The 21,482-nt window shown below is 37.5% G+C and carries 20 protein-coding genes; 19 read left to right on the forward strand and 1 reads right to left on the reverse strand.

All coding sequences use genetic code 11. The features are described 5' to 3' along the window. The first annotated feature begins 21 nt into the window (after positions 1 to 21). The 15 genes from DKL56_RS02520 to DKL56_RS02590 all read left to right on the forward strand — a co-directional run bounded on the left by DKL56_RS02520 (position 22) and on the right by DKL56_RS02590 (position 15,587). Positions 22 to 402 (forward strand): PTS glucitol/sorbitol transporter subunit IIA, encoded by a 381-nt coding sequence (locus tag DKL56_RS02520; RefSeq protein WP_109715286.1) that lies wholly within the window; start codon positions 22 to 24, stop codon positions 400 to 402. A gap of 13 nt (positions 403 to 415) precedes the next feature. Continuing rightward, positions 416 to 1,618, forward strand: coding sequence for an AI-2E family transporter (locus DKL56_RS02525; protein ID WP_109715287.1), 1,203 nt, complete (start codon positions 416 to 418; stop codon positions 1,616 to 1,618). Positions 1,619 to 1,666: 48 nt separating this feature from the next. After that, positions 1,667 to 2,227, forward strand: coding sequence for a tRNA (cytidine(34)-2'-O)-methyltransferase (locus tag DKL56_RS02530; RefSeq protein WP_046306450.1), 561 nt, complete (start codon positions 1,667 to 1,669; stop codon positions 2,225 to 2,227). Continuing rightward, positions 2,227 to 2,619 carry a DUF1149 family protein gene (locus tag DKL56_RS02535; RefSeq protein ID WP_046306452.1) on the forward strand — a complete coding sequence of 131 codons (393 nt, stop codon included), beginning with the start codon at positions 2,227 to 2,229 and terminating at the stop codon, positions 2,617 to 2,619. Before DKL56_RS02530 ends, DKL56_RS02535 begins: the two co-directional genes overlap by 1 nt. Positions 2,620 to 2,638: 19 nt before the next feature. Continuing rightward, positions 2,639 to 5,086: an FtsK/SpoIIIE family DNA translocase gene (locus DKL56_RS02540; RefSeq protein ID WP_109715288.1), complete on the forward strand. Its 2,448-nt coding sequence runs from the start codon at positions 2,639 to 2,641 to the stop codon at positions 5,084 to 5,086. A 171-nt stretch (positions 5,087 to 5,257) separates the two neighbouring features. After that, positions 5,258 to 5,986, forward strand: a complete 729-nt coding sequence (ymfI, locus tag DKL56_RS02545; protein ID WP_109715289.1) for an elongation factor P 5-aminopentanone reductase — start codon at positions 5,258 to 5,260, stop codon at positions 5,984 to 5,986. A 77-nt stretch (positions 5,987 to 6,063) separates the two neighbouring features. Continuing rightward, complete coding sequence (locus DKL56_RS02550; protein WP_109715290.1) at positions 6,064 to 7,134, forward strand: helix-turn-helix domain-containing protein; 1,071 nt, start codon at positions 6,064 to 6,066, stop codon at positions 7,132 to 7,134. A 34-nt stretch (positions 7,135 to 7,168) separates the two neighbouring features. Continuing rightward, positions 7,169 to 7,729, forward strand: a complete 561-nt coding sequence (pgsA, locus tag DKL56_RS02555) for a CDP-diacylglycerol--glycerol-3-phosphate 3-phosphatidyltransferase (protein WP_109715291.1) — start codon at positions 7,169 to 7,171, stop codon at positions 7,727 to 7,729. A 154-nt stretch (positions 7,730 to 7,883) separates the two neighbouring features. Further along, on the forward strand, positions 7,884 to 9,059 hold the full coding sequence (locus DKL56_RS02560) for an ABC transporter ATP-binding protein (protein ID WP_109715292.1): 1,176 nt from the start codon (positions 7,884 to 7,886) through the stop codon (positions 9,057 to 9,059). A 1-nt stretch (position 9,060) separates the two neighbouring features. Further along, positions 9,061 to 9,684: an ABC transporter permease gene (locus tag DKL56_RS02565; protein WP_109715293.1), complete on the forward strand. Its 624-nt coding sequence runs from the start codon at positions 9,061 to 9,063 to the stop codon at positions 9,682 to 9,684. A 13-nt stretch (positions 9,685 to 9,697) separates the two neighbouring features. After that, the gene (locus tag DKL56_RS02570) at positions 9,698 to 10,633 is read left to right on the forward strand and encodes an osmoprotectant ABC transporter substrate-binding protein (RefSeq protein WP_046306464.1); all 936 of its coding nucleotides are present in this window, start codon (positions 9,698 to 9,700) and stop codon (positions 10,631 to 10,633) included. Then, on the forward strand, positions 10,633 to 11,292 hold the full coding sequence (locus tag DKL56_RS02575; RefSeq protein ID WP_046306465.1) for an ABC transporter permease: 660 nt from the start codon (positions 10,633 to 10,635) through the stop codon (positions 11,290 to 11,292). Before DKL56_RS02570 ends, DKL56_RS02575 begins: the two co-directional genes overlap by 1 nt. 152 nt (positions 11,293 to 11,444) lie before the next feature. Beyond that, entirely contained in the window at positions 11,445 to 12,557 is a 1,113-nt protein-coding gene (recA, locus tag DKL56_RS02580; RefSeq protein ID WP_109715294.1) for a recombinase RecA, read from the forward strand. Between the two features lie 129 nt (positions 12,558 to 12,686). Further along, a complete protein-coding gene (rny, locus tag DKL56_RS02585; protein WP_109715295.1) occupies positions 12,687 to 14,318 on the forward strand; it encodes a ribonuclease Y in 1,632 nt (543 codons plus the stop codon). Between the two features lie 111 nt (positions 14,319 to 14,429). After that, positions 14,430 to 15,587: a glycosyltransferase family 4 protein gene (locus tag DKL56_RS02590; RefSeq protein ID WP_109715296.1), complete on the forward strand. Its 1,158-nt coding sequence runs from the start codon at positions 14,430 to 14,432 to the stop codon at positions 15,585 to 15,587. A gap of 13 nt (positions 15,588 to 15,600) precedes the next feature. On the opposite strand, the gene DKL56_RS02595 is transcribed toward DKL56_RS02590, so the two are convergent. Further along, positions 15,601 to 16,263 (reverse strand): YigZ family protein, encoded by a 663-nt coding sequence (locus DKL56_RS02595; RefSeq protein WP_109715297.1) that lies wholly within the window; start codon positions 16,261 to 16,263, stop codon positions 15,601 to 15,603. Between the two features lie 47 nt (positions 16,264 to 16,310). Here DKL56_RS02595 and DKL56_RS02600 point away from each other — a divergent pair, with 47 nt between their 5' ends. The 4 genes from DKL56_RS02600 to secA all read left to right on the forward strand — a co-directional run bounded on the left by DKL56_RS02600 (position 16,311) and on the right by secA (position 21,439). Beyond that, on the forward strand, positions 16,311 to 17,594 hold the full coding sequence (locus DKL56_RS02600; RefSeq protein WP_109715298.1) for a helicase-related protein: 1,284 nt from the start codon (positions 16,311 to 16,313) through the stop codon (positions 17,592 to 17,594). Next, entirely contained in the window at positions 17,591 to 18,280 is a 690-nt protein-coding gene (locus DKL56_RS02605; protein ID WP_109715299.1) for a ComF family protein, read from the forward strand. The genes DKL56_RS02600 and DKL56_RS02605 overlap by 4 nt, the downstream gene beginning before the upstream one ends. Before the next feature lie 81 nt (positions 18,281 to 18,361). Then, on the forward strand, positions 18,362 to 18,910 hold the full coding sequence (gene hpf, locus DKL56_RS02610) for a ribosome hibernation-promoting factor, HPF/YfiA family (protein ID WP_109715300.1): 549 nt from the start codon (positions 18,362 to 18,364) through the stop codon (positions 18,908 to 18,910). 129 nt (positions 18,911 to 19,039) lie between these two features. Continuing rightward, positions 19,040 to 21,439, forward strand: coding sequence for a preprotein translocase subunit SecA (gene secA / locus DKL56_RS02615; RefSeq protein ID WP_109715301.1), 2,400 nt, complete (start codon positions 19,040 to 19,042; stop codon positions 21,437 to 21,439). The last annotated feature ends 43 nt before the right edge of the window (positions 21,440 to 21,482 follow it).

Consider the following 21,482-nt stretch of genomic DNA (forward strand, 5'->3'; position numbering starts at 1 on the left):
TTGTCTAAGGAGCTTAATAAAATGAAATGGAACTCAACGATTACCAAAATTGGTCAACAAGCTATTGAAGCAGACGGCAAAATGGTGATTTTATTTAGTGATAATGTGACAGCTGATTTAGATGATGTTTCGGTCATTCAAAAATTTGATGATACAACACCAGTTAGTCAGTTTGTGTTCAAAAAGGGCGATACAATTACGATTGATGGTCAAACCTACGTGGCTGATTATGTCGGAGCAATGGTCGAAAGTAATATGAAAGCTTTAGGTCATATTACAATCTTTTTTGATCAAAAAAAGCCTAAAAATCCCATGGCAAATGCTGTCTACTTGACGTTTGCGGATAAGCAAACATTCCCAGAGTTTAATGTAGGTGATGAAATTATCTACGAGCATGTTTAAATAGGGGGATTTAATGAACTCACAAGAAAAGCCTAGAAAACAGAGCATTTTTCAAAAGTGGTTTTTGAATAATCGCTTTAGTGTTGTCTTACTCAATATTTTATTGTTTTTCCTGATTATTTGGGTCTTTAATAAAATATCTTTTGTGATGAATCCGGCAAAGCTATTTGTAAGTGCAATCTTGCCGCCTTTGTTACTAGCCTTAATTCAATATTACATTATGAACCCCTTGGTCGACATTCTTGAGCGTAAGTTCAAAGTACCACGGGTTGCAACTATTATTGGTTTGTTTTTACTGGTAGCGGTATTACTTGTTTGGATTGTTAATACTTTATTGCCAATTGTGCAAACGCAAGTCGATTCTTTAATAAGACACTGGCCTCATATTTGGAATGATGCAACAATTGCTGTTCAAAATATGTTAAGTGATCCACAATTTCATAGTGTGAAAAATAATATTAATGATGCAATTGCACGTGCGCAGGACATGATATTTAAATCTGGCCAGCATGCGATTGATGCTGCACTAGATAATATTTCGTCAGCAATTAGTATTGTTACGATGATATTTATGACGTTATTAACGGCGCCATTTATCTTATTCTTCATGTTAAAAGATGGACATAATCTACGTCCTTATTTGACCCAATTTGCTCCTAAACGTTGGCAAAACGGTTTTGATGAATTGCTATATGATATTAATACAGCTCTCTCTTCATATATCAGAGGTCAATTAACAGTTGCCTTTTGGGTAGGGATTATGTTTGCAATCGGCTATAGCATCATCGGTCTGCCATATGGGATTGCGCTCGCTGTTTTAAGTGCCTTTTTAAACCTGATTCCATATTTTGGTACTTTTATTGCATTCATTCCAGCAATCGTAATTGGTATCATGATTTCTCTACCGATGGTCATTAAAGTTTTAATTGTTTTTGCTGTTGAGCAAACAATTGAATCACGTCTGATTAGTCCATTGGTTATGGGAAACAAAATGGAAATGCATCCAGTTACAACTATTCTTCTCTTGATTGGTTCAAGTGCGGTTTGGGGCCTATGGGGTGTGATTTTTGGTATTCCAATTTACGCAATTTTAAAAATCATCATCATGCGTGTGTATAATTACTATCGTAAGGTTTCAAAAGTTTTTGATGAAGACGAAAAAACTTCTTTAGTTCCAAAGAAGACAGTTGATAACGAAGAAGTGACAAAGAATTAGAGTAAAGTGTGGTCACTGGGCCACACTTTTTATGTTAAGGAGAAAAAAGTGACTAATCACGTTGTATTATATGAACCATTAATGCCTGCTAACACAGGTAATATTGCACGTACTTGTGCTGGTACTAATACTGTATTGGACTTAATTGAACCACTTGGTTTTCGCATTGATAATAAAACCATGAAACGTGCCGGACTTGATTATTGGGATAAGGTTGACGTGCGGTTGCACGATGACCTTACGGCTTTTTTAAACAGTCTTGGTCCAGACGATGAAATGTACTTGATTTCCAAATTTTCATCAAAAAACTATGCGGAAGTAAGCTACACAGATCCAAAAAAGAATTATTATTTTGTTTTTGGTAAGGAAACAACTGGTTTACCAGAAACGTTTATGCGAGAATATTATGAACGCAATTTACGGATTCCAATGTCTGATAATATCAGATGCTATAACCTAGCTAATTCGGTTGCGATTGTCCTGTTGGAAGCAATTCGTCAACAAGGTTTTCCAGGATTGGAAAAAGAGCATCACTACGAAAATGATAAGCTTAAGGACAGTTATAATCGTCCAGAAAGATATGAACGTAATTTAAAAGGAGAACAATAATGGAATTCAATAAAGAAACACCAGTCATAGTAAAGAATTTTCACTACGACATTAATGAAGAACTTGAAACTAAGGACAATGTGAACTTTGGTTTGAAAAAAGTTGAAAAACAAAATGAAGATGGTACCACTGATCCGGGTGAAGATGGTAACTACTTCGACATTACCGTTGTCTTTGAAGTGGCTCCCGCTCCCGGTGAATTCACTGTTAGCGGCATGATTAGCCAAGTTGTTAAAATTAAAGATTATTTTGGTGATGGTAGTGACCTTTCAAAAACAGATTATAAAATCTTAAGTCGCCCATTGGTTGAATATATTGAAACTTTGACTTATGAAGTTACACAAATTGCCCTGGATGAACCAGTTAATTTGAACTTCCAAGCCAACTTTTAAAGCCTAATTAGGTGGTTTTATGCCTAAGAAAAAGAAGAAGACAACAAAAGTAAGTAAGAAGGCGCAAAATACAGGGATAACTTGGGCTATTGTCGGTCTTGTCCAAATAATTGTTGTAGTTTTAGCTTTTGCCAAATTTGGTATTCTAGGTAAACAAATTGCTAATGTTTTCCGCCTATTTTTTGGTGACTCTTATCTATTAGTTGCGGGACTATGTGCAATTTTTGGCTTAGTGATGTTGATTTACAACAAACCGATGCACTTTAAGCTGAAAAGAACATGTGGGTTGCTATTAGCAATTTTAGGTTTTTTGATTATCCAAAGTAGCGTTTATTTTGAACGTGAATTAGTTAATAGTGCTTTTATGAACGCTTTTTGGCACGAGATGTCTGCTGAATTTGGCCGTGCTGCTATTACTGAGTCGATTGGAGGTGGATTAATTGGTGCTATATGCTATCAACTGTTTTATCCACTACTTGGACATATTGGGTTGCGTGTATTTGCAATTTTGTTTATTCCAATTGGTATTTTAATGTTCTTTGATGTTAAATTTGCTGACATCATCAGGAAGTTTCAGGCTGTTAGCCAGTTGTTTATTGCCAAAAATAAAAAAGCTGGTTCAAAAATCAAACAGAAATACAGTGAAATTCGTGAGGAACAAATTCAAAAAAGAGAAGAAAAAGAGGACGATTTTCAAGATCCACTTTCTTCTGAATCACCAGTTTTTCCAAATGTTGATGACTTTACTGTAAAAGACGATAACGAAGATGAAAGTAATATTTCGTCCAATCAAGAAAATGATTTTGCAGAAGAACTTCCAATTGAAGAACAGCCAACTTATCAAGAGCCACTTGAAGATGATGGGCAAGTTCAATATTCCAGTCATGATGACCAGCAAGAGCATTCAGGAACAGCCAATGACGCACTACCTAAATCTCATTCTTTTGCTGACGAAGACCAGAAATTGATGCAGGAGCTTGGATCAGTTGATCACGGTGAATTTGATGGTAAAGAAGTAGTTAACCCCGAATATCAAAAGCCACCGTTGACATTACTCGATTCAGTTAAAAACACTGACCAAAGTGCTGACAAAGCTTTGATTAGGAAAAATACCCAGACCCTGCAATCTACTTTTAAGAGCTTTGGCGTCAATGTTAATATCAAGAAAGCAATTTTGGGACCTACGGTCACACGGTATGAAGTTCAACCAGCCGTCGGTGTAAAGGTAAGCAGGATAGTTAACTTAGCTGATGACCTTGCTCTGGCTCTTGCAGCAAAAGATATCAGAATTGAAGCACCGATTCCGGGTAAACCATATATTGGAATTGAAGTACCCAATCGTGCAACTTCAGTTGTGGCTTTTAAAGATGTGATGCAAAATCAGGACAGCAAGGCTAAAGCTGATCCGATGCAAGTTCCACTCGGTAAGGACGTCAGTGGTCAAATTATTTCTGCCAATTTGACGAAGATGCCGCACCTCCTGATTGCTGGTTCAACCGGTTCTGGTAAATCTGTTGCAGTAAACACGATATTAACAAGTATTTTAATGAAAGCCACTCCAGATCAAGTAAAATTGATTTTAATTGATCCGAAGATGGTTGAGCTCTCAGTCTATAATGGTGTACCCCACCTGTTAATTCCGGTGGTCACGGATCCAAAATTAGCTGCAAATGCCTTAAGTAAAGCAGTTAAAGAAATGGAGCGTCGGTATAAACTATTTGCTGCAAGTGGTGCACGTAACATGGCCGAATTTAATGAAAAGGTTGAAATCAATAATCAGGATAAAAGCAAGCCTGTGATGCAACCCTTACCATATATCTTAGTTGTAGTTGACGAATTAAGTGACCTAATGATGGTTGGTGGCCGAGACGTAGAAGGTGCAATTGTTCGTTTAGGACAAATGGCTCGTGCTGCCGGTATCCACATGATTTTAGCAACGCAACGACCAAGTGTTGATGTCATTACGGGACTAATCAAGGCTAATGTACCTTCCAGAATTTCATTTGCGGTTTCAAGTGGAATTGATTCCCGGACTATTCTCGACCAAAATGGTGCAGAAAAGTTGCTAGGGCGTGGTGATATGCTGTACATGCCAGTGGGTGCTTCAAAGCCAGAGCGAATTCAAGGCGCCTATATTTCTTCTCGTGAAGTTGAAAAAGTAATTTCGTGGGTAAGCCAACAGCAAAAGCCAAAATATGATGAGGGTATGATTCCGCAAAAAACGGAAGAAACAGCTGATAATGCTGATGCTGAGCCAGAGGATGAATTATATGATCAAGCTGTTGATCTAGTAAGAAGGCAACAATCTGCCAGTGTGTCAATGTTGCAACGTAGGTTTAGAATTGGCTACAATCGTGCAGCGCGCATCGTTGATGAAATGGAAGCTAAGGGTGTAGTCGGCCCTTCCGAAGGATCAAAGCCGCGTCAAGTATTAATACAGCCTCAAAAAGCCGAAGATAAGAGCTAATTTTTAAGAAAGTTTAGCATGTTGTTTTTTTGACAAAATTTGAGAAAAAATAATGTTAAAATTAATTTGAATGTGAACTTTAGTCGAAATTGTAGCATCTAAAAAGTAATTATTATATAATTGCAATGCTGTTTTGCTGTTTGTTCACTAAAACAAAAAGGAAATGTTTTGATGAAGCGAGCGATAGTTTTTGGTGCAACTGGTGGTATTGGTCAATCAATTTGTACTGACTTAGCCGAAGCCGGTTGGTCTTTATATATTCATTGTAGCAGTAACTGGACAACTGCTTGTGAAATGAGTCAAAGCTTCATGAAGCAGTATCCAACGCAGGACTTTCTACCGCTGAAGTTCAGTTTTTTAGCAGAAAATAATGAGCTTGAAAAAATGGTGCAAAGTTTATTACCAGTTAATGCAGTCATTTTTGCTCAGGGTATTACAGATTATCATCTTCTGAGTGACCAACATTTAGATAAAGTGGATGAGATAATGCAGGTCAACTTGGTTACACCAATTAAGTTGACTAGCCTACTTGAACCGCTTTTGATAAAAAATGATTTTAGTCGAATTATTTTTATCGGTTCGGTTTATGGAGCTCAGGGCAGCGCAATGGAAACAGTTTATAGTGCAACCAAGGCTGGACTTAGCCGCTTTAGCCAGGCATACGCTAGAGAAGTTGCATCGGCTAACTTAACGGTTAATGTTATTGCGCCCGGTGCAGTTGACACAGCAATGAATAAAATGCTTTCTGCAGAAGAAATGGCAGAAGTAGTAGAAGAAATTCCTGCTGGACGATTAGCTAGTGGCGCTGACATTTCATTCTGGGTCAAAGCCTTACTTGATCCCAATTCAACTTATTTAACTGGACAAACGCTTTATGTTAGTGGTGGCTGGTTAACGTAGTTTATATAATGGTAAAAGAAATTAGTAGTATATATGTTATACTCAGTGTGTAAAGTTAAAAATTAAAAGGGGTAACTATGGCAGATATTGGAGACAAATTACGCAGTGCCAGAGAGGCAAAGGGACTTTCAATTGAAGATATTGAAAAAGCAACCAAAATTCAAGGCAGGTATCTGACGGCAATTGAGCAAGATGACTTTGATAAGCTTCCTGGAGACTTTTATGTACGTGCTTTTATCAGACAATACGCACAAGTAGTCGGATTAGACGGAAAACAGCTTCTTAGTGAATACCACAATGACGTTCCCCAAGCCGAGCCTGATGAATACGTTGAGGATTCCATCGACAACAAAAGTGAAGAAGTTAGCAAAACAACTAGCAATAAAAAGAAGATTTGGAAAGAATACCTTCCAAGAATTATTGTTGGCGTAGGAATTATTTTAGCCGTACTTGTTTGTTATATGGTTTATGCTCATTTTTCAGCTAGCGACAATCAACCTGATAATTCTGCTAACGATGTTTCTGTTTCGTCAGATAGTAACACCACAAAGTCTAAGAAGCGGAAGCAAGTTAAGAAAGCTAAAGTGAAAATTAAGCAGTTGAGTAATAATCAGTATCAAGTAACTGGTTTAAAGGAAAATCGTAATTTAGTTGTACGTGCTGGTAATCAGCAAACCAATGTTTCCGTTGTGATTGACGGCGTTAGTCAAGCAAATCAGGTGCTAGCTTCAAATCAGAAACGTACTTTGGCTATTCCTGAATCTGCTAAAACCATGGTAGTGACATTTACTAATCCGTATGGAGCTACAATTAGAATTGGCGGTAAGAAAATGCACTTTGACCCGCGGATTACTGGTAGCACTTTGACTTTTTATATCGGTAAGCATAAGCAAGAACAATCTCAGACAACTGAGAACAATTCAACACAAACTAATAATCAAACAACTACTCATTCAAATACCAATACTAATACAAATCAACATAATCAAGGCCAAAATCAGTCAAATGGTACCACTAACAATCAGCAGAATGGTCAAACTGATAATGGTCAATCAGGTCATGAAACAAATCAGCAAACTAACAATGGACAAGGAACTGAAGCTAACCATTCTAACCAGTCCACAAATAACAGCAATGGTGGCCGGTAAAAGACTGCCAAGTAGTAGAAGGAAGTAATTTAGAATGAATTTACCTAATAAATTAACGGTTTTTAGAATTTTCTTAATACCGGTATTTGTATTAATTATTATTTTTGGTGGGGATGCCAGTGTTAAGGTTGCTGGATCAACTGTTTATTGGAAGTTAGTAGTTGCTGCAATTGTTTTTGCAGTTGCCTCGGCAACAGATTGGTTTGACGGACATATTGCCCGTTCACGAAACCTAGTTACTAACTTTGGTAAGTTTGCTGATCCTTTAGCTGATAAGATGTTGACAATGACAGCATTCGTTATGTTGATTTCATTAAATTTAGCTCCAGCATGGGTTGTTGCAGTTATTGTTTGTCGGGAGTTAGCAGTAACTGGTTTACGTTTGATCTTAGCTGAAAACAAGGGTCAAGTAATGGCAGCTGCTATGCCAGGCAAAATTAAGACAACATGCCAAATGCTATCAATCATCTTCTTATTAATTGGTGATTTTTACCATATTGGAACAATTTTGCTATATCTAGCTTTAATTTTTACAATATACTCTGGCTGGGATTACTTCCGCAGTTCATGGGATGTTTTCAAAGGTTCTATGTAAAAACAAATTGAATAACTATAAAAACACTAACTTAGTTAGTGTTTTTTGTTTGCCAAAAATTAATTGGTGAAGCCTAGTGTAGAGCAACAAGATTGATAACTAGTAATAATACTGTTAAGATTAAATTATAATTAAAATGAAAAGGAGAGATTTTATGGTAGAAGAAAGTCCAATGGTTGAATTCAAAGATGTGACGAAGATTTACTCCAAGTCGAAGCAACCAGCAGTGGAGCATATTAGCTTTAAAATAAATAAGGGTGAATTTTGCTGTTTAATCGGTACCTCCGGCTCAGGTAAAACGACGTTAATGAGAATGATTAACCGGATGAATAGCGTAACTAAGGGACAAGTCTTGGTTAACGGCAAGGATGTAAAGAAGTTTAACTCAGTTAACTTACGTCGAAAGATTGGTTACGTAATTCAAAATAATGGTTTAATGCCGCATATGACAATTCGTGAAAATATCGTTTTGGTGCCCAAACTTTTAAAATGGTCGAAAGAAAAGCTCAATGAAGAAGCAGAGCGTTTAATCAAACTGGCTGAATTACCCGAATCTTATTTAGACCGCTATCCAGCTGAACTTTCTGGAGGACAACAGCAACGTATTGGTGTAGTGCGAGCTTTGGCTGCAAATCAAAATTTAATTTTAATGGATGAGCCTTTTGGCGCACTCGATCCCATCACGCGGGAGAGTCTACAAAACTTAGTGCAAAATTTACAAATGCAGTTAGGCAAAACAATTGTTTTTGTAACACATGATATGGATGAGGCATTAAAGCTTGCCACTAAGATTGTCGTTTTGCATGACGGCAAGTTAATTCAGGTAGGAAGTCCGGAAGAAATTTTGCATCATCCTGCAAACAAATTTGTTGAGAGCTTGATTGGTGAGGAGCGACTTTCTGAAGCAAAATATGAAACTGTTAAGGTTAAAAATGTGATGACAGCACCCGTAAAAATTAATTTGGGTGCTTCTTTGAATGATGCGTTAGCTATGATGAAGGAACGTCACGTTGATACTTTGCTTGTAATTGATGATGATAATCATTTGAAAGGCTACATTTCGATTGCTGACTTACAAAGAAAGTATCCTCATGTTAGTTCAGTTAGCGATATTATGTTGCCAATTAATGCTACCGTTGGGCCTGAAGAATATTTACGTGATAATTTCAGCAGAATTTTAAGCCGCAATGGTCAATATATTCCAGTCGTTGACGCAGAGAGAAAGCTAATTGGAGTAGTTACTCGAGCTAGTTTAGTTAATGTTGTCTATGAAAAAATTTGGGGAGAAAAGAAACCTGCAACAGAAGAGTTAGAAAAGAAGGCGAATTAGTATGTCTGCTTTCATTGCACAGCATGGTTCAGAGTTGCTTGAAAAAACTTGGCAACAAATTTATATTTCCGCAATTTCATTGTTTTTAGGAATCATAGTTGCGGTACCGATTAGCGTAATTTTGCTTAAATTTCCTAAGACTGCCAAAGTTGTAATTGCACTTGCGAGTATGTTGCAGACTATTCCAGCCCTAGCACTGCTCGCAATGATGATTCCTTTCTTTGGCGTAGGACGTGTACCAGCAATTATCGCTTTATTTCTTTATAGTTTGATGCCAATAATGCGAAACACATACGTTGGTTTGACTGATGTAAATCCAGACACGATAGACTCAGCTCGCGGGCTGGGAATGACGAAAATGCAATTAATTCTCAAGGTTGATATTCCCTTAGCAATGCCAGTAATTATGTCAGGCATTCGATTATCAGCTATTTATGTCATCGCTTGGGCTACTTTAGCTTCATATATCGGGGCAGGAGGATTAGGTGACTTTATCTTCAATGGCTTGAGTTTATATCAACCAGATTTAATTTTTGGTGGTACGATTCCAGTTATTATCTTGGCACTTTTGGCAGATTACTTATTAGGCCAGTTAGAGAAGAAACTTTCGCCAAAGGGAATATAAGGAGGCATGTCTAATGAAAAAGCAATTTAAAAATTTATTGTTGTTATTCATTTCAGTCTTACTTGTATTGACCAGCAGTGCTTGTGGCTTACCTGGTTTAGCGGATACTCAGGGACAAAATGACGATATTAGGATTACGGCTCTAACGACTACTGAATCACAAATTGTGGCTAACATTGTTGCTCAATTGATTGAACATGAAACGAATTATAAAACTTCGATTATCAATAATTTAGGTTCAGCGCCAATGCAACACCAAGCTCTTTATCGGCATGATGCTGACATTCAAGCTGCGGCCTATGATGGTGGTGAGTTGACCGCCAATTTACTATTACCAGCAATTAAGGATTCAAAAAAGGCGAATGAAACAGTTAGGCGAGAAGTAAAGAAAAGATGGGATCAAACTTATCTGCCAACTTATGGTTTCGCAAACAACTATGCCTTTATGGTAAGAGCAAAAGATCAGAAAAAATATCATCTATATAATATTTCTGATCTGAAAAAGGTGAAGGATAAGTTTTCTTTCGGAGTTGCATCCGAATGGGTCAATGCTCCTGGTGTTGGTTATCCTGCCTTTCAGACAGCGTATGGCATTACCTTTTCAAAAGCACACTCAATGAATATCGGATTAGTATATTCAGCTTTGAAGAGTGGAAAGATGGATGTCATTTTAGGCTATTCAACTGATGGCCGGATTGATAGCTATAAATTACACTTACTAAAAGATGATAAGCACTTTTTCCCACCATATAACTGCGGGATGTTGATTAATAACTATCTTTTACGTGAGCATCCAGATTTGAAGCCGCTTTTAAGTAGATTAGTAGGTAATATTAATGTCCATGAAATTAGGGCAATGAATTATCAAGTGGATGATAAATTACTTGAGCCTGCTACTGTCGCTCATCAATTCTTGGTCAAGCACAATTACTTTAGGGGGCAAAAATAATGTCAAAATTAGGTTTGTGGCAACAATTTATTTATTATTACCAGCACAATGGCAGTTATGTTTTGCAACAATTTAACCGTACGTTTTTAATTTCGATTTATGGCGTACTGTTTGCTGCTGTAGTTGGAATTCCCATTGGAATTTTTATTTCTAGAAATGCACACTTAGGTAACTTTGTTGTAGAAATTGCCAACTTTATTCAAACAATTCCGTCACTTGCATTGCTTTCAATAATTATGATTGCGATGGGACTAGGTGTAATGACAGTAATAGTGACGGTGACACTCTATTCTTTATTACCAATTATTAAAAATACATATACTGGAATGAAGAGTGTTGATAAAAATGTCATTGACTCAGGTAAAGGGATGGGTATGACTAAATGGCAGTTGCTCTATCTGGTGCGACTTCCGTTATCAATGTCAGTAATTATTGCCGGATTAAAAAATGCTCTTGTGATTGCAATTGGAATCACATCAATTGGTTCTTTTGTTGGTGCAGGAGGATTAGGCGATATAATTATCCGTGGTACCAATGCAACTAACGGTAGTGCAATTATTTTAGCAGGTGCATTGCCAACCGCGTTAATGGCAATTTTGGCAGATTTACTTCTGAACTTTTTACAAAAATGGTTGCAACCAAAAGGGCTAAGAAATTAAATTGCAAAAAATTATTTTTATTTCTAGCGTACTTATTAGTAAGAAAGTAATTTTAAAACATTTGTTCGCTTTTTCTTGCAAATATACACTAAATCAAAGTATAATTAGTAAGTACTAAATTGAGGACTAGATACTAGAGGAGGAAAAAATTCTTGGCCAAAGATGAAAAGCAGGCTGCATTGGAAAATGCGCTGAAAAAAATCGAAAAGAATTTTGGTAAAGGTGCCGTTATGCGCATGGGCGACAAGGCGGATACCAAAATTTCAACCGTTCCATCCGGCTCGCTTGCATTAGATGCAGCTCTTGGGGTTGGCGGCTATCCGCGAGGCAGAATTGTTGAAATTTATGGACCTGAATCTTCAGGTAAAACTACGGTTGCTCTGCACGCTGTGGCTGAAGTGCAAAAGCGTGGCGGAACGGCTGCGTATATTGATGCGGAAAACGCAATGGATCCAGCATATGCGGAAGCTTTAGGTGTTGATGTTGATTCACTTATCCTATCCCAGCCAAATACTGGTGAAGAAGGTTTGCAAATTGCGGACACACTGATTACGAGTGGCGCGATTGATATTTTAATTGTTGACTCTGTAGCCGCCTTAGTACCTCAAGCAGAAATTGATGGTGAAATGGGTGACAGTCACGTTGGTTTGCAGGCTCGTTTGATGAGTCAGGCCTTACGTAAGCTGTCAGGAAACATTAATAAGACAAAAACGATTGCAATTTTTATTAATCAGATTCGTGAAAAAGTCGGTATTATGTTTGGTAATCCAGAAACTACTCCTGGTGGCCGTGCCCTTAAGTTCTATTCTACGATTAGACTAGAGATTAGAAGAGCAGAAAAAATCAAGCAAACTGGTGGCGAAATTACTGGTAACCGAGTAAAAATTAAAGTGGTTAAAAACAAGGTTGCACCGCCATTCAAAGTCGCTGAAGTTGATATGATGTATGGCAAGGGTATTTCACAAAGTGGTGAATTACTTGATATGGCTGCCGATAAAGATATTGTTGCTAAAGCGGGTTCTTGGTATTCATATAACGATGAAAGAATTGGACAAGGACGTGAGAATGCCAAAGCGTATCTTGAAGAGCATCCTGATATCTATGATGAAATTCAACAGAAGGTAAGACAAGCATATGGCATTGACGAAGAGTCAATTGCTGAGCGTGAAGACCCAGAAAAAGTTAAAAGCAAAAAGGCTAAAGAAGCCGAAAATGCTGAAAAGGAGGTTTCCGAAAAAAAGAAAACCGACAACAAAAGTAACTAAAGTTGAGGAGATTAACCTTGATCTATAATTTAGATCAAGGTTTTTTTCTACTTGTTTGACATCGTTCTCGCGGTTCATTATTATTAATTATGTGTAAATAATCTAAAAATAAAAAAGGCGATAGTAATCATGACAAATACAATATTGATTCCCGTCGCGGTTGCTATTATTTCAATTTTAGTTGGTACAGTCATTGGCTACGCCGTTCGAAAGAACGTTTGGGAGAAAAAAGTCCAAAATGCGCAAAGTGATGCTGACCATATTTTAACCGAAGCAAAAGCACAAGTAGATGCTGCAAAAGCTGAAGTCAACGCACAAAAGCAGGCAGCAGATGCTATTAAGCAAAGTGCACAAAATACCAAAAAAGAGAAAATTCTTGAAGCTCAAGAACAGATTCAAGAATATCGACAAAAAGTTGAAGATGAGCTAAACACAAAGCGTGACGCAATTGCACGTGATGATAATCGCTTAAAACAACGAGAAGATACACTCAATCACAAGAATTCTTTGTTGATCGAAAAAGAGGATGGACTGACCGAAAAGGAAAACCAATTAGTAAAACAAAAAGCTGATTTAGATGAAAAAATTAAAAAAGCTGATGAGTTAGTACAGCAAAGCCAAGATAAGCTCTATGAAGTAGCTCATTTGGATAAAGAACAGGGTAAAAAGATGGTTCTTAGTCAACTATCTGATGAGCTAGTTAAAGAACGTGCTGAAATGATTCAAAATAGTAATGAGGAAGTTAAGGCAAAAGCTGATCACTATGCTCATAAAATCATTATTGATGCCATTCAGAATAGTTCAGCTGATACTGTGGCTGAGACTACAGTATCAGTTGTTGATTTACCTAATGAAGAAATGAAGGGACGAATTATTGGTCGTGAAGGTAGAAATATTCGTTCTTTTGAAGCCCTTACTGGTGTCGATTTAATCATTGATGATACTCCAAAAGTGGTTACACTAAGTGGTTTTGACGCAATTAGACGTGAAATTGCAAAACGAGCAATGGAACGCTTAATTAAGGATGGACGGATTCATCCTGCTAGAATCGAAGAAATGGTTGATAAGGCTCGTAAAGAGGTCAACGACGATATTTATGAAGCTGGTGAAAGCGCCCTAATGGAATTAGGAATTCACAAAATGAATCCTGAATTGGTTAAAACATTAGGTCGACTCAAGTATCGGACATCATATGGACAAAATGTTTTAGGTCACTCGATTGAAGTGGCAAAATTAGCCGGCACAATGGCGGCTGAGCTAGGTTTAAATGAAAAATTAGCGGTTCGCGCGGGATTATTACACGATATAGGAAAAGCCATCGATCATGATATTGAAGGCTCACACGTTGAAATAGGTGTGGAATTAACAAGAAAATATCATGAGCCAGATGTAGTAGTTAATGCAATTGCTGCTCATCACGGGGATGTACCGAAGACTTCGTTTATTGCTGAACTAGTAGTAGCAGCAGACACGATTTCTTCTGCAAGACCAGGAGCAAGAAGTGAAAGTTTAGAAAACTATATTAGACGGTTAACTGAACTAGAACAAATTGCCAATCGGTATGACGGAGTTAAACAGGCTTATGCCATTCAAGCAGGACGTGAAGTTCGCGTAATGGTAGAGCCAGACAAGATCTCAGATGATCGCATCACTGTTTTAGCACGTGATATTCGAAACCAAGTTGAAAAAGAGCTTGATTACCCGGGTAATATTAAGATTACGGTCATTCGTGAAAAAAGGGTAGTTGCAGTTGCAAAATAAAAGGGTTGAATGAAAATTCAACCTTTTTTGATTATGAAATATAGGCCTAATTTGTACATTTTTCGCCAAGTCGGTATAATTAAGAGAATTAATTTATGAAAGTAGCCGATTATGTTTAAAATTATCGTTGAACTGTTTTTCTTAGTGATCATTCAAGCTTCAATCACACCTTTTATTAGAAGATTAGCCTTTGTTTTAGGGGCAGTGGACATCCCCAACAAAAGACGGGTAAACAAGAAGCCAATGCCGACTCTAGGTGGCTTGGGTATTTTTGTTACTTTTAATATTGGGGTTTTTATTCTCTTGCGTGAGCAATTTCCTACTCATGAAGCTTTTAGTGTCCTTCTTGGGTCAAGTGTAATTGTTCTAACCGGAATTATTGATGATATTATGGAACTTAAGCCAAGACAAAAAATGTTTGGTATTTTCATTGGTTCATTGGTAATTTACTTTTTAGCTGGAATAAAAATGAGCGTACTAAATCTGCCATTTTTAAATAAGCAAATAAATCTAGGCTGGTGGAGCTTACCAATAACAATTTTTTGGATTTTAGCGTTGACTAATGCTGTCGACTTGATTGACGGCCTTGATGGCTTAGCCGATGGTGTATCAATGATATCATTGACAACAATGGGAATAGTTGGCTATTTCTTCTTACATACAGGTCAGCTTTACATTCCAATTAGTTGTTTTATGCTAGCTGCATGTCTTTTGGGATTTTTACCGTACAATTTTCATCCTGCCAAAATGTTTTTAGGCGACACAGGGGCCCTCTATATTGGTTTCATGATTGCGGTATTTTCGCTTAAGGGCTTGAAAAATGTAACTTTCATTTCAATGCTAGTACCAGTCACAATTTTAGGCGTGCCAATCACTGATACGATTTATGCGATGATTAGACGTAAGCTTAATAATCAACCTGTTTCACAGGCAGATAAGCACCATTTGCATCATCAGCTAATGAAAATGGGGCTAACTCACCGTCAAGCAGTTTTAGCAATATATGGAATTTCACTGATTTTTTCATTCATTTCATTGCTTTTCTTACTTTCACCGGTGTGGGGCCTATGGCTACTCATTGCAGGATTAGCCGTAGCACTAGAGTTATTTGTTGAATCAATTGGCTTATTGGGTGAAAAATACAAACCGCTTTTAAGTTTGATACAAAAAATAATCAATTCACGTAGTAAGAAAGATCCAACGGTTGAAGTATGGCATTTGGGTCAAGAAAAACCAGAACAATTAAAAAGCAAACATAAAAAGGACTAAGTACTAGTCCTTTTTATTTGTCATGATAATTATGATCGGTAATTGGAATTTCATTATAGCGTTTATCACCTGGCGTAAACTCGATTTGACCGCTCATAAGGTTGGTGAGCTTTTTTTCAAGCTCTTGCTGCTCATCTTCATCGATAAAAATGCTAATGACAACATCGACCCCATAGGTAACTTTTTCAATCCAAATGTTTTCTTCTTTTAGAAAATGGTTCACTTCATCAAACCGATTATATGCGACGTGAAAAGAAAGCTCTTGTTGCGAGACACGCTTAACAACGCCGATTGCTTCAGCTCCTTCGGTAACGCTATTAGAATATGCCCGAATTAATCCACCAGCACCAAGTTTAGTCCCCCCAAAGTAGCGCGTAACTACAGCAGTAACATTTTTTAAATTCATCAGTTGTAGGGCTTTTAGCTCAGGAACACCAGCGGTTCCAGAAGGTTCACCATTATCGCTGGCTTTTACTTGCTCATCGTTTAATCCTATCGTATAAGCATAAGTGTTATGAGTTGCATCACGGTATTTTTTTGTGGTTGCAGCGATTACTGCTTCAGCTTCAGCTACTGATTCGGTGCGAAAAAGACTTGCAATAAAGCGACTCTTTTTAATGACTATTTCGTTTGAACCATTTTCTTTAATTGTTAAATAATTTTCTTCTTTGGCCAAAAAAGTTTGCCTCCTTTTGACGTATTTACTATTAGGAGGACAGAGAAATGGAAAATTCATCTTGCCTCACTGGCCGCCAGTGGATTAGCAGTCAAGAGGATTTTAGCACAAATGAAGCTTTAACTAAAATTAGCGCAATTCAGCAAAGCCATTGCATGCGTTGCGGTACAAGAGTTTATGCGAAGCTACCAAATGGCAAATTTTATTGCCGCGATTGTATTGAATTAGGACGCATAGTAGAAGGTGATTTACTTGTTCGTAACTTAGAGTTAGCTGAATTTTCAAGAATGAAGAATGGCGGTCTAACCTGGCATGGCAGTCTGACAAAACGTCAGTCAGCTGTTTCGTGCGAACTTGTTAAAAATTTCAATCAAAGAGCAGATACGCTAGTTCATGCAGTTACTGGTGCTGGAAAAACAGAAATGCTCTTTGCGGCAATTGCGGAGTGCATTGCGCAGGGAAAAAGAAGTTGCATTGCAACGCCAAGAATAGATGTTGTTAATGAGCTGTACCCAAGATTTAAGGCAGCATTTAACACAATAAAAATTGGTAAATATCATGGCAAAGAGCATCACGAACCCAGACTGGATCAACTAACGATTTGTACCACACATCAGCTCATGAAGTTTTATCATGCTTTTGATTTACTGGTAATCGATGAAGTGGACTCTTTCCCGTATGTCGAAAATACACAACTACATTTTGCCGCAAAGAATGCTGTGAAAGAGGATGGTGTAAGAACCTACTTAACGGCAACTCCAACAAATGATCTACTTGAAAAGGTTAAGAAAAAGCAGTTGAAGATCTTACGTCTTAACCGGCGGTTTCATGGTGGACTATTACCAGTGCCGCGAGAATTATTTTTTAACCGCCCATTTTTACTAAAACAAAAAATTAATCCTAGATTGTTAAAAGAAATTAACGCAGTTATTAAGAGTGGTCATCAATTATTGCTTTTTGTGCCAAGAGTTGAACAGATCCCCATCTATGTGAGTGCATTAAAAAATAATGCTCAGTTTAGTAGTGTGATAGTTGAAGGCGTTCATGCCATGGATAAAAATAGGTTGGCAAAAGTGGAAAACTTTAGGCAGGGGAAGTCGCAACTTCTTGTGACGACGACAATTTTGGAACGAGGAGTAACATTTAAGCACGTATGGGTAATTGTTGTGCAAGCTGATGACGAGATTTATACATCAGCTAGCCTTGTTCAAATTGCAGGGCGTGTCGGCCGGGCAAAAGATGATGCAGATGGACTTGTTTTATTTTGTTACCACAAATACACGAAAAATATTCGTAATGCACTTAAGCAAATTAGGGAGATGAATAAATGAAAAAATGCTTGTTATGTGGGCAAGATTTCATTCCCGCTACCTCATTTTTGCGGATTTTTTCCTTTAAAAAGTTTCATGAACAATGTTTGTGTCAGCATTGTTTGGCTAAATTTGCATCAATAAGTAATCAGCACTGCAAAATTTGCTATGGCAAAGCCGCCGCAAATGAATTCTGTCTGGATTGCTTAGAATGGAAAAAAGTATATGGGCAAAATCTGCTTCATAACCATGCAATCTATCGTTACAATAATGCTTTTCACGAGATAATGGTAAATTATAAACGATATGGTGACTATGTTTTACGTGAAGTATTGCAAGAACTGTGTTTTGAGCAGTTAAAGAAAATTAAAGCCGATTTTTATGTTCCTATCCCCACCTCCCTTGAACATATCGCAAAAAGGCAGTTTGATACAATTACTGCGATTTATAGTCAACTAGTGCCACTTTCGTTTTTTCTTGTCAAAAAAGAAGGTCAAGGTGCCCAGGGTGAGCGTACGAGAAGTGAGCGGCTGGAAAGCAAACAAAGTTTTCTTGTTAAAGAGGGAATTAAGGCAGATCTGAATAAACACTCAGTCCTGCTTTTGGATGATATTTACACGACCGGAAGAACTTTATATTATGCCCGTGATGCGCTTCAAATAGCCTTTCCGCAAGCACAGATTTCTAGCTTTACAATTTGTCGATGAGATATGTTGTTCAGCGCTTTCAAGTTTTGTTATAATATAAATAAGATAAGACTGCGGATGCAGTTGAAAGGAGAATCTCATATGTTAAAGTATAATGTTCGTGGTGAAAATATCGAAGTAACCGATGCCCTAAGAAGCTACGTTGAAAAACGTTTAAAGAAATTAGAAAAATATTTTGACTTGAACCAAGACATCATTGCGCATGTCAACTTAAAGGTGTATCGTGATCGTACTGCCAAAGTTGAGGTTACTATACCACTTCCATACTTAGTATTGAGAGCAGAAGAAACAACTGATGATATGTATCGTAGCATTGACTTTGTTTCTGAAAAACTTGAAAGACAAATTAGAAAATATAAGACACGTGTGAATCGTAAGACCCGTGAAAAGGGAATTGGTGATTTTTTTGTTGAGGGTACTGAAGAAGAAGCACAAGAAAAAGAAGCTAAAGAATTCACTATTGTTCGAAACAAACAAATCGGCTTAAAGCCGATGAGTCCAGAAGAAGCGATTTTGCAAATGAACATGTTGGAGCACGACTTCTTCGTTTTCCAAGATGCTGAAACAAATGGTACTAGTGTTGTTTATCGTAGGAATGATGGTCGTTATGGCTTAATTGAAACTAAATAAATAATTGCTGTTTTAAGACTGGACCTCACATTTAGTGTGAGGTCTTTGTTTTGTTTGTTTTTCATTTAGGGCTAATCATGTTAAAATTATTATGTGTTTTATACTTAAGTACATATAAGGATCGATTAAATGGTTAATATTTTAAAGAAACTATACAATAGTGATAAAAGAGAACTAAAGAAATTCGAAAAGTTAGCTGAGCGTGTAGAAAGCTATGCTGATGAATATAGTCAACTTTCTGACGAGCAATTACAGGCTAAGACACCAGAGTTTCGTGAGCGCTTGGAAAATGGTGAAACTTTAGATTCACTTTTACCTGAAGCTTTCGCAGTTTCTCGTGAAGGTGCTAAACGCGTTTTGGGTTTGTATCCATTCCACGTTCAAGTTCTTGGTGGGATTTCACTGCACTATGGTAACATCTCTGAGATGATGACAGGTGAAGGAAAGACTTTGACTGCAACAATGCCAGTTTACTTAAATGCGCTGACAGGTAAGGGCGTACATGTTGTTACGGTTAATGAATATCTGTCGAGTCGTGACGAAGAAGAAATGGGTCAATTGTATAGGTGGTTAGGCTTAACAGTTGGTTTGAATATTAATGCAATGTCACCTGATGAAAAACGGGAAGCATATGATTGTGATATTACTTATTCAACTAACTCAGAATTAGGTTTTGATTACTTGCGTGACAACATGGTTGTTTACAAAGAACAGATGGTTCAACGTGAACTGAACTACGCCATTATTGATGAAGTTGACTCAATCTTAATCGATGAAGCAAGAACTCCGTTAATTATTTCTGGTGAAGCCGAGCAAGCTAACGGCGACTACATTCGTGCAGACCGTTTTGTCAAAACTCTCAAAGAAGACAAGAGTGATGATGATATTGATGATGAAGAAGATCATGGAGATTACAAGATTGACTGGCCAACTAAGACAATTTCTTTGACTAGAACGGGTATTCAAAAGGCTTGTGACCACTTCGGTTTGAGAAACTTATACGATGTTGGAAACCAAAAACTTGTGCATCACATCGATCAAGCTTTACGTGCAAATTACATTATGCTCAAGGATATTGACTATGTTGTTCAAGATGGTGAAGTTTTAATTGTTGATTCATTCACTGGTCGTGTAATGAAGGGGCGGCGCTATTCAGATGGCTTGCACCAAGCAATTGAAGCTAAAGAAAATGTTAAGATTCAGGAAGAATCTAAAACACAGGCAACGATTACTTACCAAAACTTTTTCAGAATGTACAAAAAGCTTGCAGGAATGACTGGTACTGCTAAAACTGAAGAAGAAGAGTTCCGTGAAATTTACAATATGCAAGTTATCACAGTTCCAACCAACCGTCCTATAATTAGAATAGATCGTCCAGATGTTTTGTATCCTAACTTAGATTCTAAATACGCTGCTGTAGTGGATGAAATTAAAGAACGTCATGCAAATGGACAGCCAGTTTTGGTTGGTACGGTTGCGGTTGAAAGTTCTGAAAGATTAAGCGGGTTGCTTGATAGAGAGAATATCCCTCACGCAGTTTTGAATGCTAAAAACCATGCTAAAGAAGCGCAAATCATCATGAATGCGGGTCAACGTGGTGCAGTAACGATTGCTACTAACATGGCTGGTCGTGGTACTGACATCAAATTGGGACCTGGCGTTAAAGAAATTGGTGGTTTGGCAGTTATTGGTACAGAGCGGCATGAGTCCCGAAGAATTGATAATCAACTTCGGGGGCGTTCAGGCCGACAGGGAGACCCTGGTGAAACACGTTTTTACTTATCACTTGAAGATGATTTGATGAAACGCTTTGGTGGAGAGCGCGTTAAGGACTTTTTGGATCGCTTGTCAGATAATGATGATGATAAAGTCATTGAAAATAGATTTATTACTCGTCAAATTGAATCTGCTCAAAAACGAGTAGAAGGTAACAACTATGATACGCGTAAGCAAACTTTGCAGTACGACGATGTAATGCGTATTCAGCGTGAAATTATTTACGGTGAACGGATGCAAGTTATTGGAGAAGAAGACTCACTTAAGGATGTCTTAATTCCAATGATTTGTCGTACCATTAGTAGTCAAGTTGACATGTTTGCACAAGGTGATCGAAGCAAATGGCGGATAGATTCCCTTCGGGATTTCATTAGTTCTAGTCTTCTTTCTGAAGATGAAACGGATGCAATTGACTTTAAGACGATTACAGTTCCTGAGTTAAAAGAGAAATTGTATGATGACGTTGAGAAGAACTACAACGAAAAGGCTAATGCACTGGCTGATCCGTCACAAATGCTGGAATTTGAAAAAGTGGTTATTCTACGTGTGGTAGATGATCGTTGGACAGATCATATTGACGCAATGGATCAATTACGCCAATCAATTAGTCTTCGTGGCTATGGACAACTTAATCCGCTAGTTGAATACCAGGATTCCGGTTACAACATGTTTGAAGAAATGGTTTCAAATATTGAATTTGATGTAACTCGTTTATTCATGAAGGCTGAAATCAGACAAAATCTTAGTCGTTAAAAAATTAAGATTAAAGAGAAAGCGGCTATGCTTTCTCTTTTTT

The sequence above is a fragment of the Lactobacillus apis genome (assembly GCF_003150935.1).
Classification (GTDB): Bacteria; Bacillota; Bacilli; order Lactobacillales; family Lactobacillaceae; genus Lactobacillus; species Lactobacillus apis.